The organism is Rhodococcus sp. OAS809 (genome assembly GCF_040546695.1).
In the GTDB taxonomy this organism is placed as follows: domain Bacteria; phylum Actinomycetota; class Actinomycetes; order Mycobacteriales; family Mycobacteriaceae; genus Rhodococcus_F; species Rhodococcus_F qingshengii.
On record NZ_JBEPOI010000002.1, the window covers coordinates 2,425,923 to 2,438,848 of the forward strand.

Consider the following 12,926-nt stretch of genomic DNA (forward strand, 5'->3'; position numbering starts at 1 on the left):
CATTCGGTTTGTTGTAGTTTACCTCCAGTTACTAACTGAACCTAGGAGCACTAAATGGGATCCCTCGACACCGGCTCGCTCAGCACCGAATCGCTCGAAGACCTGAACCTCGGCAAGATCAGCGAGCTGCTCAAGCTCGGTATCACCGCGGTCAGCTTCATCACGGCGCTGAACTCGCTCAGCTGAGCCTCGTTTCGGTCGACGACCGAAACACCGAAGGGCCGGACTCCCGCGGAGTCCGGCCCTTCTGCTGTGTATGAACTGTGAAGACTCGAGTGCTACGACTGCGTACTCGACGCCTCGGACAGGTTCTGGTCACTGCCTGACTGCTCACTGCCTTGGTGGGAACTACCCGACAACCATCCGAATCCGCCGTCCTCGAGCACGACTGTGTGCGGATCGCCGTCCACGGCCACAACAGGCTCGGTCCGGAGGTCGGGCCATGAGGAACCGAAGCCCGGATGCAGCGGCAGTGAGTCGACGTCGGCTTCGCGTACCCACCGCAACTCGGTGCTCTCACCATTGGCAACCGTCGACAGTGGATGCGCCGCGTCAGCCACGACGGTGGTGTAAGTCCACCCGCTCTCGGCGCGCATCGTCACTACTTCCCCGCGGACACGGACGGCGTCCTCGGCGATACCTGCTTCTTCGTGTGCTTCCCGGACGGCAGCGTGCGTCGTGCTCTCGTGTGAGTCCCGCGCACCGCCGGGCAGTGCCCACGTTCCGCCCTGATGGCTCCACGCCGCACGATGCTGCAGCAAGACCATGGGTGATCCGTCCGAATCGGGGGCACGCAGAAGCAGTCCTGCGGCTCCGTGTTTACCCCAATGCCGAGTACCGTCCGATCCGATGGACCAACCGTCACCGTCACCACGCATCGACTACCTCGCTCCGCCTGCTCTCGCCGTTGTCCCACACTAACCGTTTCAAACTGCTCCAGGTGTAGGTGATGCTTATATGCTCGCGAAGATGCCCTGAATCATTTCTCGGCGGCATCATTTCTCGGTAGCCCGCCTACAGCGAAGTGAGGTGCTCGATGGTCGACCGTGTCGTCCCGTCCATCGAACCCCGGTCGCTGCCGCCCTCCGAGGCCACATCAGTGTCGGCGGAGGACGAGCAGGCACTTCTGCGGCGCGAACTGCAGGCCTTCATGTCCTCGACGCCTGGCCGGTTGACCGTCGTCGGACTGATCCTGATCGCGATCACTTTGATCGCCGGACTCCTCGCCACCGCAGCGATCGAGAACCGCCAGGCGAACCTCGACCTCCTCCTCGTCGAAACCGAGCCTCTCGCCAACTCGGCCCAGAATCTCTACAGTGCGTTGTCCTTGGCAGACGCCGCCGCGGCCACCGCCTTCATCTCCGGCGGCCTCGAACCCGCCGAAGTCCGCGACCGATACACGCAGTCGATCGGTGAGGCCTCTGCGGAGATCGTCCAGGCGTCGGCCGGTCTCGACTCGACCGATCTTGCCGGTCACAGCGCGTTGACCACCATCTCGACCGACCTCTCGGTCTACACCGGGCTGGTCGAAACTGCACGGGCGAACAATCGCGTCGGAAACCCGGTCGGGGCAGCATATTTGAGCGAGGCCTCGCAGTTGATGCAGACCTCGCTGCTGCCGATGGCCCAGCAACTGCACGCCTCGCAGGAGACGCTGGTCTCCCAAGTACAGCGCGATTTCGAGACTCCACCGTGGTGGCCGATCGTGGCGTTCGTCTTCGTGCTGTGCGCGCTGGTGGCGACACAGATGTACTTCTCCCGCAAGAGTCGCCGACGCTTCAATCTCGGGTTGATCCTTGCCTCGCTCGCGGTCGCTGCAGCTCTGCTGTGGCTGCTCACGGTCGGACTGGTCTCCGCGCTGGCCACCGGGCGCGCGCTCGACGCCGGGGCCGAGCCACTGCACGAACTGACCGAGGCACGAATCATGGCGCAGCAAGCACGCACCGTGGAAACCCTCACGCTGGCGAGGCGGGATTCGACCGCCGAGGACAACGTGACGTTCACCCGCAAGGTCGATGCTCTGCGGGACATCCTCGAGGGCCTGCAAAGCGACGAACGCGCCCGAGTGAACAGCGAAGTGCTGACCGCCGCACTCGACTCGCGCCAGCAGTGGGTGGCTGCGCACACGCGCATGTACGACCGTCTCGGAAACGGCGACTTCACGTCCGCCGCAGCCATCACCATCGGCGCCGGAGAACAGGATTCGGCCGCGGAGTACGGAAAGCTCGATCACGAACTCTGGCAGGGAATCGTGGATTCGCGCACGAATCTTCGGTCCGACGTCTCGTACGCCTCCCGGGTGTTGGCTGCCTCTGCACCGGGCATGTCTGTATTGGCAGTTCTCGGAGTTGCCGGAATCTTCATCGGATTCTGGCCTCGACTGCGGGAGTATCAGTGACGGGAGTACCGGTGATGCGGAGGAAGAGCCCGGCCGTATGTGTCGCGGTTCTGGCAGCGGCCATGCTGGTGCTCGCCGGTTGCGGTGCGGATCGAGCCGAAGACTTGGACAACGCAGGCGCCACGTCGTACACGGAACCGCCGCTGCCGGCCGAGGCCACCATCGCTCCCAGCCCGACACCGACGACTACCGCGTCGTGCACCAACCTCACCGCGAGCCTGCGGCCCACCCCCGCAGACGCATCTCCGCAGCCACCCACGCCGAGCCTCGACGCCATCCGCGCCCGCGGGCGGCTGATCGTGGGCCTGGACACCGGTTCCAACCTCATGAGCTTTCGCGATCCGGCCACCGGGCGCCTCGAGGGTTTCGACGTGGACATCGCCCGCGAAATCGCCCGAGATCTGCTCGGTGACCCGGAGAAGATCGAGTACCGAATCCTGACGTCGGACGATCGGATCGCCGCACTCCAGGAATCGATGGTCGACGTGGTCGTCAAGACCATGACCATCACGTGCGAGCGGCGCGAGAAGGTCGACTTCTCGACGCAGTACTTCTCCGCTGAACAACGAATTCAGGTCTTGCAGGGGTCATCCGTCCGCGGCATCGACGACCTCGCAGGCAAGCGGGTCTGCGCTGCCCGGGGAACGACCTCGGCCACTCGAATCCAGCAACTCCAACCCGAAGCCACCGTCGTCACCGTCCCGATGTGGTCCGACTGCCTCGTCGTCCTCCAGCAGGGGCAGGTGGACGCGATCAGCACCGACGACACGATCCTCGCGGGCCTCGCCTCGCAAGACCCGTATCTGATGATGGTCGGTGGCTCACTGGGCGTCGAACCGTACGGAATCGGAGTGAACAAGGACAACCCCGACTTGGTCCGATTCGTCAACGGAACACTGGATCGGATCCGGAGCGACGGGACCTGGAACCGTATCTACGACCGCTGGCTCAGCGTCCTCGGTCCTTCGCCCGGTCCCCCGCCGGCCGTCTACCGGGATTGAGGCTGACATGACCGAAGAAACCGGCCCCGAGCCCGACGCCACGCAGGCTTCCATGCGTCCCGAACCCGAAGCCACCGGCGCCTACGAGCGGCCCGAGCCCGAAGCCACGGGCGCCTACGAGCGTCTCGAACCGACCTCGGCCCAGATACGAGCAACCACGCCGTCCGCGTCCTCCTCCCCGACCGGCCGCTCCACTCGATCCCGCCGCAGCCGGTCGGGGCGAAAGCTGCGCCTCGGCGGCGGCCTGGTCGAGGTTCCCCCCGTCCCGCAGATCGACCCCGCATCTGCGGTGATGAGTGACCCGACCGTCCCCGAGCGGAAACGCTTCTGTTGGAAATGCAACGAACCAGTCGGTCGTAAGAGCGCAAGCACCAAGGCAACTCAGCACGGCACCTGCCCCAAGTGCGGTTCCACTTTCGACTTCCGCCCACTTCTCGAAGAGGGCGAATTGGTGTCCGGTCAGTACGAGGTTCAAGGGCCCATCGCGCACGGCGGCCTGGGATGGATCTACCTCGCGATCGATCGCAATGTCAGCGACAGGTGGGTAGTTCTCAAGGGGCTCTTGCATTTCGGTGATTCCGAAGCGCAAGCAGTTGCGGTGGCCGAGCGTCAGTTCCTCGCCGAGGTCGCCAACCCCAGCATCGTCAAGATCTTCAACTTCGTCGAGCATCCGCGCCCGGACGGCACACCCATGGGGTACATCGTCATGGAGTACGTGGGTGGGCGATCATTGCGCGAGGTGCTGGCCGAATTCCCGGACGGCAAGCACATGCCGATCGAGCAGGCAATCGGCTATGTACTGGAAATCCTTCCGGCGCTGAGCTATCTGCATTCCACCGGCCTGGCCTACAACGACCTCAAACCCGAGAACGTGATGGTCACCGAGGATCAGTTGAAGCTGATCGATCTCGGCGCCGTGTCCGGAATCGAAGACTACGGGTACCTGTACGGTACCGCCGGCTATCAAGCACCCGAGATCATCGAGACCGGTCCGACCATCGCCTCCGACATCTTCACCGTCGGAAGAACACTCGCGGTTCTCACCCTCGACATGCCTTCGAAGCACGGACGGTACCTCGACGGCCTTCCCGAACCCGAGGACGAGCCACTACTGCGCGACCACGAGTTCTTTCACCGTCTCCTGCTACGCGCTACCGACCCGGATCCGAAGAAGCGATTCCAGTCCGCCGAGGAAATCGCGGGACAACTCACCGGCGTTCTGCGAGAAATCCTCGCCGAGCAGACCGGGCAGGAGAATCCCGGACTCTCGCTCGTGTTCAGCAGGCAGCGAACGTCTTTCGGCACCGATGAATTGGTCGGGCAAACCGATGTGTACGTCGACGGTATCAGCCACGACGCCGCTCTCGATCCGCGCGAAGTTGCGCACGCACTTCCCATTCCGTTGGTCGACCCCACCGATCCCAGCGCGCCGTTGCTGGCAGCGGCGGTGCACAGCGAACCGTCTCAGACTCTCGATGCTCTCAAGCATGCCCGCGAGAACGGAATCGACCGAACGTCGGGCACACCCGCGGCCGCCGTCTCGGGCGAAGTTCGACTGGCCGAGGCCAAGGCTCATCTCGATCTCGGTGATCCGGAAACCGCACTGACAGTTCTGGGCGAACTCCAGCAGAACATCGGGGACCACTGGAAGATCGAGTGGTATCGAGGACTTGCGGCGTTACAACTGGACCGATTCGAGCCCGCTTTCAGTCACTTCGAGGCAGTTCTCACCGCACTGCCCGGCGAGGCTGCCCCCAAGCTGGCGTTGGCAGCGACGGCAGAACTGATTCTCCAGCACTGGGAGAGCGACGACCCGGACCAATGGTGCCGCTTCTCCGAGAAGTACTACCGCACCGTCTGGCGGACCGAACGGAACTACGTGAGCGCAGCATTCGGGCTCGCCCGACAACTCGCCGATCACGGCAACAAGAAGGCAGCCATCGCCGCCCTCGACGAAGTACCCACGTCTTCCCGGCACTACAACGTCGCACGGATGTCCAGCGCTCTGACGATGCTGTCCGGCGTTCCGATCGCCGAACTCGACGAATCGACTCTGCGGGAAGCCGCCCGTCGTGTTCGGGCGCTACCTGCTGAAGAGAGCCGAAGCCTGCAGATGCGAACCCTGGTGTTGGGCACGGCACTCGATTGGATTCGCTACGGCAATCGCTCGCACACCGAACTCGAACCCATCCTCGACCTGCCCTTCACCGAGCAAGGTCTGCGCACCGGAGCCGAAGCCTGCCTTCGCGCCCTCGCTCGCGCCACGACCTCCCGCACGCACCGCTACGCCCTCGTGGACCGGGCGAATGCGGTGCGTCCGCGCAGCAATTTCTGACGGACTCCCCGAGGCTTACAGTGCTGCAGAAACCTACAGTGCGGCCACCAAAGCCTTCGCCGCGCGGGCGATCGCCAACTCCTCGTTGGTGGGGACCACCAGCACCTCGACGGCCGACGAGGATGCGGAGATACGACGCTCGTCGCGACTCTTCGCCTCGTTGAGAGCCGGGTCGACCTCAATACCGAGACGGGAAAGCCCGGCCAGGCTGTCGCGTCGCACGTCGATGTTGTTCTCCCCGACGCCACCGGTGAAGGTGATGACGTCGACGCCACCGAGTTGAACGATGAAGGCACCGATGTACTTACGGAGCATGTGTACGTAAACGTCGTACGCAAGTTGTGCGTCTTGGTCGCCGCCCTCGATCAGTGCGAGCAAGGCACGGAAATCGTTGACTCCTGACAGTCCCTTCAAACCGGAGCGCCGGTTGAGGAGGTCGTCGATCTCGTCGACCTTCATTCCCGAGTTGCGGTTGAGGTGCAAGATGATGCCTGGGTCGATGTCGCCGCTGCGGGTGCCCATGACAAGACCCTCGAGCGGGGTGAGGCCCATCGTGGTGTCGATGGCCTTGCCGCCCTTGATTGCCGAGGCCGAAGCGCCGTTTCCGAGGTGCAGGACTATCTGATTCAGCTCGGCGGGATCCTTGCCGAGGAACTCCGCGACCCGTCCAGACACGTATTCGTGTGAGGTCCCGTGGAAGCCGTACCGGCGAATCTGGTTGGCCTTGGCCACATCCCGATCGATCGCATAGGTGGACGCCGCCGCGGGCAGTGTGTGAAAGAAGGCGGTGTCGAACACTGCGACGTGCGGAACGTCTGGCAGTTCTTCGCGCGCCACCTCGATACCGATCACGTTGGCGGGATTGTGCAGCGGCGCAAGGTTCGACAGATCTTCGATGGCTTTCACGACGCCGTCGTCGATGAGAGTCGGCGAATAGAAGATGTCACCACCGTGCACGACTCGGTGACCGACTGCGATGATTCCGGCCTCACTCAGCGGCCGCCCGACCTCGGCGACGATGTCGAGCACCATCTTCAGACCTGCGCGGTGATCGGCGATCGGAAGGCTCCGGTCTTCGACTCCGGTGCGGTGGTTGTAGACGATGTGGCCGTCGGGCTCACCGATGCGCTCGATGAGACCGTGTGCCACCGATTCCGCCGTATCCGGATGCACGAGTTGAAATTTGATGGATGACGAGCCGGAATTGATGACCAGTACGGTGCCGTCGCTCACGCTTGCGCTCCCTGTGCCTGTATTGCCGTGATAGCCACGGTGTTGACGATGTCCTGGACCAACGCTCCACGCGAGAGGTCGTTGACCGGCTTGTTCAGTCCCTGCAGAACCGGCCCGACGGCGATAGCACCGGCGCTACGCTGCACTGCCTTGTACGTGTTGTTGCCGGTGTTCAGGTCCGGGAACACGAACACCGTTGCTTTGCCCGCCACCAGCGAATCCGGCATCTTCTTGTCGGCGACACTCTGCTCGACGGCGGCGTCGTACTGAATGGGTCCTTCCACCAACAGATCCGGCCGACGCTCGCGCACCAAAGCGGTCGCGGTGCGAACCTTGTCGACGTCGGCTCCGCTGCCCGAATCCCCGGTGGAGTACGAGAGCATCGCGATGCGCGGATCGATCCCGAACTGCGACGCCGTCTGTGCGGACGAGATCGCGATGTCCGCCAACTGCTCCGACGTCGGGTCCGGAACCACGGCGCAGTCACCGTAGGAGAGAACGCGGTCGGCCAGGCACATCAGGAAGATGCTCGAGACCGTCGAGACACCGGGGGCGGTCTTGATGATCTCGAACGAGGGTCGAATCGTGTGAGCGGTGGTGTGTGCAGCGCCGGACACCATGCCGTCGGCAATTCCCAAGTGCACCATCATCGTTCCGAAGTACGAGATGTCGGCGATCACCTCGCGGGCCCGCTCGATGGTCATGCCCTTGTGAGCACGCAGCGCGGTGTATTCCTGTGCGAAGCGCTCGGTGTACTCGGACTGCGCGGGCGCGAGGACCTGCGCGCCGCTGATGTCCACGCCGAGTTCCGCTGCGCGTCGACGCACACTGGGTTCGTCGCCGAGGATCGTCAGGTCGGCAACCTGGCGCTGCAGCAGCCGGCCGGCCGCGCGCAGGATCCGGTCGTCGTCACCCTCCGGGAGGACGATGTGCTTTCGATCGCGTCGAGCGCGGTCGATGAGCTTGTACTCGAACATCTGTGGGGTCACGACCGACGGAATCGGCAGTGCCAGTCGGTCCATCAGGACGTCGGCGTCGACGCGCTGTTCCATCAAGCTCAACGCGGTGTCGACCTTGCGCTGCGAACCGACTGCCACGCGTCCGCGGGTTTGGGCTGCAGCGCTTGCGGTGTCGAAGGTACCGAGGGTTGTCGTCAGGATCGGAAGACGCTGTTTGAGGCCGGCCATCAACGCTGCGATGGCTGGGTGCGGTGTGATTCCGCCGTTCATGATGATGCCCGCGAGCGACGGAAATCCTTCCGCCTCATGTGCATTGAGCAACGCGAGCAGTACGTCCGAGCGATCGCCCGGTGCGATGACGACCATTCCCTCGACCAGACGCTCGAGGATGTGCTCGGCGGTCATGCCGCCCACCATCACCTTGAGCGCTTCGCGGTGCAGCAGTTCCGGGTCACCCGAGTACAACTCGCCGCCGGTGGCTTCCATCAACTCGGCCATCGTGGGCGAGACGAGCAACGGAATCTCCGGCAGGCTCCACGTCGGAACACCGATGTCGGACAGCGCTGCGGTGACCTCGTCGAGCTTGTCGGGATCGCAACGATTGGCGACGACCGCGAGCAGATGAGCGTGGTTGGCGGCCAACTCGGCGGCGCATAGATGCGCGAGCTGGGCGACCTCCTCGACACTGCGCCGAGCGCCTCGAACCGCCAGCAGAACCGGCGCGCCGAGGTTCACGGCGATGCGGGCGTTGAAGCTCAGCTCGCTCGGGCTTGCTACGTCGGTGTAGTCACTTCCGATGATGACGACGGCGTCGCACTGCTCGGCCACGGTGTGGTACTTCGCGACGATGTCGGCCAGCGCGGCTTCAGGATCGGCGTGAACCTGCTCGTAGGTGACGCCGAGTGCGTCGGCGTAGGAGAGATCGGCGGTGGTGTGCTCGAGCAGCAGTTCGAGGATGTAGTCGGTTTCCTCGGTAGAGCGGGCGATCGGGCGGAAGACACCGACCCGGGCGACGGTCGCGCACAGCATCTGCAGCACGCCAAGCGCGATGGTGGATTTTCCGGTGTCACCTTCAGGAGAGGCAACGTAGACACTCGACACGGCAGCGGGCGCTTCTGGCATGCCCAACAGCCTAGTGTGGGCCGCCGCCCACCTTGCCACTGATCGTGGTCACGCTCACGCTCGTGCCGACAACCGGCGGCTACGAGAAAGACGAACGGTGCCTGCCACACGTCGAGTGGCAGACACCGTTCAGTTGATCTCGAGGATCAGCCCAGAGCACGCAAGCGAGGCGCGAGGTCACGCTCGAACAGTTCGAGGAACCGGCGCTGATCATGGCCCGGTGCGTGGAACACCAGGTGATTGAGACCGGCATCGACGTAGGCCTTGACCTGCTCGACGGCGTCGTCCGGATCGGAAGCGACGATCCAACGCTTGGCCACCTGCTCGATGGGCAGAGCGTCGGCAGCGGCTTCCATTTCGATCGGATCCTCGATGCTGTGCTTCTGCTCCGGCGTCAGGGACAGCGGAGCCCAGAAGCGGGTGTTCTCGAGTGCAGCCTCCGGATCGGTGTCGTAGCTGATCTTGATCTCGATCATCTTGTCGATGTCGGCGACGTCGCGCTCGGCCTTGGCTGCGCCCTCGGCAACGGCTGGAAGCAGCTTCTCGGTGTAGAGCTCCATGCCTTTTCCGGAGGTGCAGATGAAGCCGTCACCGGCACGTCCCGCGTATCGGGCGACAACGGGTCCGCCGGCCGCGATGTACACGGGAATGCCGCCCTCGGGAACGTCGTAGATCGACGCGCCCCGAGTGGTGAAGTACTCGCCTTCGAAGTCGACACGATCGCCCAGCCACAGCTCACGCATCAACCGCACGGACTCACGCAGCCGCGCGAAGCGTTCCTTGAACTCGGGCCACTCGCCCTGGAAGCCGGTGGCGATCTCGTTGAGAGCCTCACCACTGCCGACGCCGAGCATGATGCGTCCCGGGTAGAGACATCCCATCGTCGCGAACGCCTGAGCGATGACTGCCGGGTTGTAGCGGAACGTCGGCGTCATCACGGACGTGCCGATCTGCACGCGCTCGGTGCGCTCACCGACGGCGGTCATCCAGGCGAGCGAGAACGGTGCGTGGCCACCGTTGTGGCGCCACGGCTGGAAATGATCGCTCACCGCAACGGAATCCATGCCGTGCTGCTCTGCCAGAACTGCCAGCTCTACCAGTTCGCGAGGGCCGAATTGCTCAGCCGATGCCTTGTATCCGAGCTTGAGTTCCTGCGCCACCGTGCACTCCCTTGTCGTCTGTTTCGTTTACTTCTCTGACATGCTTCACGTTCTGTGCAGACTATCCAGACACCGCTCGGACTTCTCTGCGTATCTCAGCGAGCGAGGCTGGTGACCACCGTTGCCACGCCGGCTGCGACGGCAACCCCGGCCAGTGCCAGTGCAAACAGCCACAAAGCGTGCGGTTCCGGCATCGCCGCTCCGTCCTCGAGCGCCTTCTTCACCTGTAGCCAGCGTCGCATACCTACCAGTGCGGCCGCCGCCGCGAGTGCGATCAGGGTCAGACCGAGAGTCGTGCGAACCCACCCTGTACTCCATTCCGGTACCAATTGGACGACGGCGATGCCTCCGGCCAGCAGGGCGAGTGAGCTACGCATCCAGGCGAGGAAGGTGCGCTCGCTGGCAAGGGTGAAGCGCTCGTCCGGGCGGTTCGGTTCACTCATGCGTGCTCACCTCCGTGCGGTGCCACCAGATCCGGGTCCTGACGCCAGTCGTAGACGACCTCGGTGCGCAGAACGATGTCCTGCAACGAACGTCGTCGTCGATCGACCGCCGACCACAGCAATCCGAAGGCGAAGAGCACGCAGAGCACCGCACGGATGAAGGCCAACGGCCAGCGCACGAGGCGATGCCCGGACGTGATCACCCGCAGCCCCATCACGAGGGACCCGACGGTCCGACCGGTGGTCGCCCAGCAGGCGGTCAGATACGCCACCGAGACACCGAGAAATGCCGTCGTGGACAGGAAGATTCCCGGTTCCGAGAAAGTGAAACTCTGTGGCGAGAAGAGCAGTCGGACGAAGGCGAAGCCCACGTACACGGAACCCATCAGGAGCAGGACGACGCCCAGGTCGATCAGTCCGGCGAGTCCACGGGTGACGATGCCGGCTGGGCCGGAACTCTCCTGGGCCACTAGCGTTCGCCTGCGTTCGTCTTCGGATCGGTCTCTGTCGACGGTTTTTCTGGTGACGGTTTATCTGATGACGGTGCGTTGTCGCGGCCGAAGAGTCGCCCGACGAAGCCGGCGACAGCGTCGTCCGCCTGCATGCCCTGCACTCGAGCTCCGTGCACGGCTTCCGTGGAGAGTGAACCGGTCGATTCACGAATCATCTGGGGCAGGTCGACGCCCTCGATGACCTGGTCGGCGATCTTGACGAGGTCGATGCGGTTGACCTGGCGTTCGAGGTCGACCGTGTCGACTATCCCGTCGAGATCGAGGCGATCGATCACCGCTTTGACGTCGAGGCGGCTTGCGATCTCGTCCACGTCGACCCGGTCGATGATCGGTTCGAGCGAGACCCGTTCGGCAATCTTGTCCACGTCGATGTTCTCGGCGATCTTGTCGATGTCCACGTGGTCGACGACGATCTTGGTGATGTCGACTTCGGACAGAGCAGCGTCGACGACAGCTTTGATCACCGTCCGCAAGGTCGAGTCGGCGAACTCCACGGTCGAGTGCATCGCTTCCCTGCCGCGAGTGGTGACCTGAGTGATCGCGCCGTCGAGTGCGTCACCGACGACAGGGATCCGCTGCACGGAATCAAGTGCGAGACCAGCGGTTCTGCGCGCCGCACCAGCCGTGATCGCGGCCAGCCCGAAGGCCAGCCGAATCACGTCGGATTCGGGGTGGTGCGACTGCGATCCCACGCAATTGTCTCCATCTTCTTATACGACTGTTACCCGGACATTCGTCACTCCTCTTCGCATTGTGCCACTGTTGGAAGGCACAAATACGCTGTCCGGCTTGCGCCTGGGGGGAAATATGAAGACACGTCGTTTCACGGTTCGGCTGACGATGGCGGTGGCCATGGCCGCCGGCTTTCTCGGCCTCAGCGCGCCGACCGCGAGCGCGGATTCCGTGGTCAGTCGCATCGACGTCTACTCCCCCTCGATGGACCGCTGGATCGCCAACGACGTGATTTCGCCGGCCGGAGGAGGCCCGGCCCCGACCTTCTATCTGTTGACCGGTGTCGGCGGCGGCGAGGACGGGATCTCGTGGTTCAACAACACCGGAGTTCGTGACTTCTTCGACGACAAACACGTCAACGTGGTCATGCCGGTCGGCGGCAAGTTCAGCATGTACACCGACTGGAACGCCGACGATCCGGTGCTGGGCCGTAACAAGTGGCAGACGTACCTCACCAAGGAACTACCGGCGGCGGTCAACGCTCGGTACAACACGACCGGTGTCAACGCACTCGGCGGTGTGTCGATGGCCGGCGGACCGGTTCTGGACCTCGCGATCCAGTCGCCGGGCACCTACCGCGCAGTCGGCTCGTACAGCGGCTGTCCGCGCGCCGGCGACCCGCTCGGCCAGGCAGCGGTGCGCTCGATGGTCGAGATACTCGGCGGCGGCAACGCGGCCAACATGTGGGGGCCGTGGGGTAGCCCGCAGTGGGCGGCGCACGACCCGTTGATCAACGCCGAGAAACTGCGTGGCACAGCGCTGTTCATCTCGACCGGCAACGGCCTCCCCGGCCCGGTGGACGGAATCAACTCGCTGGCTATGGCCGCCGGCGTCGTTCCCGGCGCGGTCCTCGAAGGCATCACCAACATGTGCACCGCTGCCCTGCAGGGGCGATTCGGTCAGCTCGGCATTCCCGCGACGTTCAGCTTCCGACCCGAAGGCACCCACACCTGGGGGCTCTTCGAAGCCGACATGCGCGCGTCGTGGCCGATGATCGCGGGCGCTATCGGGGCGTGAGCCTCACGGCCCTC

Annotated in this window: 12 protein-coding genes; 5 read left to right on the plus strand and 7 right to left on the minus strand. The window is 64.1% G+C overall.

Annotated features, from left to right (window positions below):
• Positions 1-54: 54 nt before the first annotated feature.
• Positions 55-186, plus strand: coding sequence for a hypothetical protein (locus ABIE52_RS14295; RefSeq protein WP_003944354.1), 132 nt, complete (start codon positions 55-57; stop codon positions 184-186).
• Positions 187-278: 92 nt separating this feature from the next.
• On the opposite strand, the gene ABIE52_RS14300 is transcribed toward ABIE52_RS14295, so the two are convergent.
• Positions 279-878, minus strand: a complete 600-nt coding sequence (locus ABIE52_RS14300; RefSeq protein ID WP_042925897.1) for an NUDIX hydrolase — start codon at positions 876-878, stop codon at positions 279-281.
• A gap of 158 nt (positions 879-1,036) precedes the next feature.
• On the opposite strand from ABIE52_RS14300, the gene ABIE52_RS14305 reads away from it, so the two are divergent.
• From ABIE52_RS14305 to ABIE52_RS14315, 3 genes are read left to right on the plus strand one after another with little or no spacing between them, the layout of a single operon-like run.
• Positions 1,037-2,398: a GlnX family signal transduction membrane protein gene (locus ABIE52_RS14305; protein ID WP_042452116.1), complete on the plus strand. Its 1,362-nt coding sequence runs from the start codon at positions 1,037-1,039 to the stop codon at positions 2,396-2,398.
• Between the two features lie 14 nt (positions 2,399-2,412).
• Positions 2,413-3,399, plus strand: a complete 987-nt coding sequence (locus ABIE52_RS14310) for a glutamate ABC transporter substrate-binding protein (protein ID WP_003944406.1) — start codon at positions 2,413-2,415, stop codon at positions 3,397-3,399.
• 7 nt (positions 3,400-3,406) lie between these two features.
• The gene (locus tag ABIE52_RS14315) at positions 3,407-5,734 is read left to right on the plus strand and encodes a serine/threonine-protein kinase (protein WP_192712081.1); all 2,328 of its coding nucleotides are present in this window, start codon (positions 3,407-3,409) and stop codon (positions 5,732-5,734) included.
• A 33-nt stretch (positions 5,735-5,767) separates the two neighbouring features.
• On the opposite strand, the gene ABIE52_RS14320 is transcribed toward ABIE52_RS14315, so the two are convergent.
• The 6 genes from ABIE52_RS14320 to ABIE52_RS14345 all read right to left on the minus strand — a co-directional run bounded on the left by ABIE52_RS14320 (position 5,768) and on the right by ABIE52_RS14345 (position 11,855).
• On the minus strand, positions 5,768-6,967 hold the full coding sequence (locus tag ABIE52_RS14320; protein WP_064114311.1) for an acetate kinase: 1,200 nt from the start codon (positions 6,965-6,967) through the stop codon (positions 5,768-5,770).
• Positions 6,964-9,048, minus strand: a complete 2,085-nt coding sequence (gene pta / locus ABIE52_RS14325; protein ID WP_042452123.1) for a phosphate acetyltransferase — start codon at positions 9,046-9,048, stop codon at positions 6,964-6,966. Before pta ends, ABIE52_RS14320 begins: the two co-directional genes overlap by 4 nt.
• A 146-nt stretch (positions 9,049-9,194) precedes the next feature.
• Entirely contained in the window at positions 9,195-10,208 is a 1,014-nt protein-coding gene (gene fgd, locus ABIE52_RS14330; protein ID WP_003944371.1) for a glucose-6-phosphate dehydrogenase (coenzyme-F420), read from the minus strand.
• Positions 10,209-10,303: 95 nt separating this feature from the next.
• The gene (locus ABIE52_RS14335; protein WP_003944317.1) at positions 10,304-10,651 is read right to left on the minus strand and encodes a YidH family protein; all 348 of its coding nucleotides are present in this window, start codon (positions 10,649-10,651) and stop codon (positions 10,304-10,306) included.
• Entirely contained in the window at positions 10,648-11,121 is a 474-nt protein-coding gene (locus tag ABIE52_RS14340) for an RDD family protein (protein WP_003944375.1), read from the minus strand. Before ABIE52_RS14340 ends, ABIE52_RS14335 begins: the two co-directional genes overlap by 4 nt.
• The gene (locus tag ABIE52_RS14345) at positions 11,121-11,855 is read right to left on the minus strand and encodes a hypothetical protein (protein ID WP_162114462.1); all 735 of its coding nucleotides are present in this window, start codon (positions 11,853-11,855) and stop codon (positions 11,121-11,123) included. The genes ABIE52_RS14340 and ABIE52_RS14345 overlap by 1 nt, the downstream gene beginning before the upstream one ends.
• Positions 11,856-11,970: 115 nt before the next feature.
• Here ABIE52_RS14345 and ABIE52_RS14350 point away from each other — a divergent pair, with 115 nt between their 5' ends.
• Positions 11,971-12,912 (plus strand): alpha/beta hydrolase, encoded by a 942-nt coding sequence (locus ABIE52_RS14350; protein ID WP_003944347.1) that lies wholly within the window; start codon positions 11,971-11,973, stop codon positions 12,910-12,912.
• Positions 12,913-12,926 lie beyond the last annotated feature (14 nt).

Bases quoted from the DNA above. Each gene is read 5' to 3' on its own strand.
- ABIE52_RS14295 (WP_003944354.1), top strand. From the start codon at position 55: ATGGGATCCCTCGACACCGGCTCGCTCAGCACCGAATCGCTCGAAGAC.
- ABIE52_RS14335 (WP_003944317.1), bottom strand. From the start codon at position 10,651: ATGAGTGAACCGAACCGCCCGGACGAGCGCTTCACCCTTGCCAGCGAG.
- ABIE52_RS14350 (WP_003944347.1), top strand. From the start codon at position 11,971: ATGAAGACACGTCGTTTCACGGTTCGGCTGACGATGGCGGTGGCCATG.
- ABIE52_RS14310 (WP_003944406.1), top strand. From the start codon at position 2,413: ATGCGGAGGAAGAGCCCGGCCGTATGTGTCGCGGTTCTGGCAGCGGCC.
- ABIE52_RS14315 (WP_192712081.1), top strand. From the start codon at position 3,407: ATGACCGAAGAAACCGGCCCCGAGCCCGACGCCACGCAGGCTTCCATG.
- ABIE52_RS14300 (WP_042925897.1), bottom strand. From the start codon at position 878: ATGCGTGGTGACGGTGACGGTTGGTCCATCGGATCGGACGGTACTCGG.
- pta (WP_042452123.1), bottom strand. From the start codon at position 9,048: ATGCCAGAAGCGCCCGCTGCCGTGTCGAGTGTCTACGTTGCCTCTCCT.
- ABIE52_RS14305 (WP_042452116.1), top strand. From the start codon at position 1,037: ATGGTCGACCGTGTCGTCCCGTCCATCGAACCCCGGTCGCTGCCGCCC.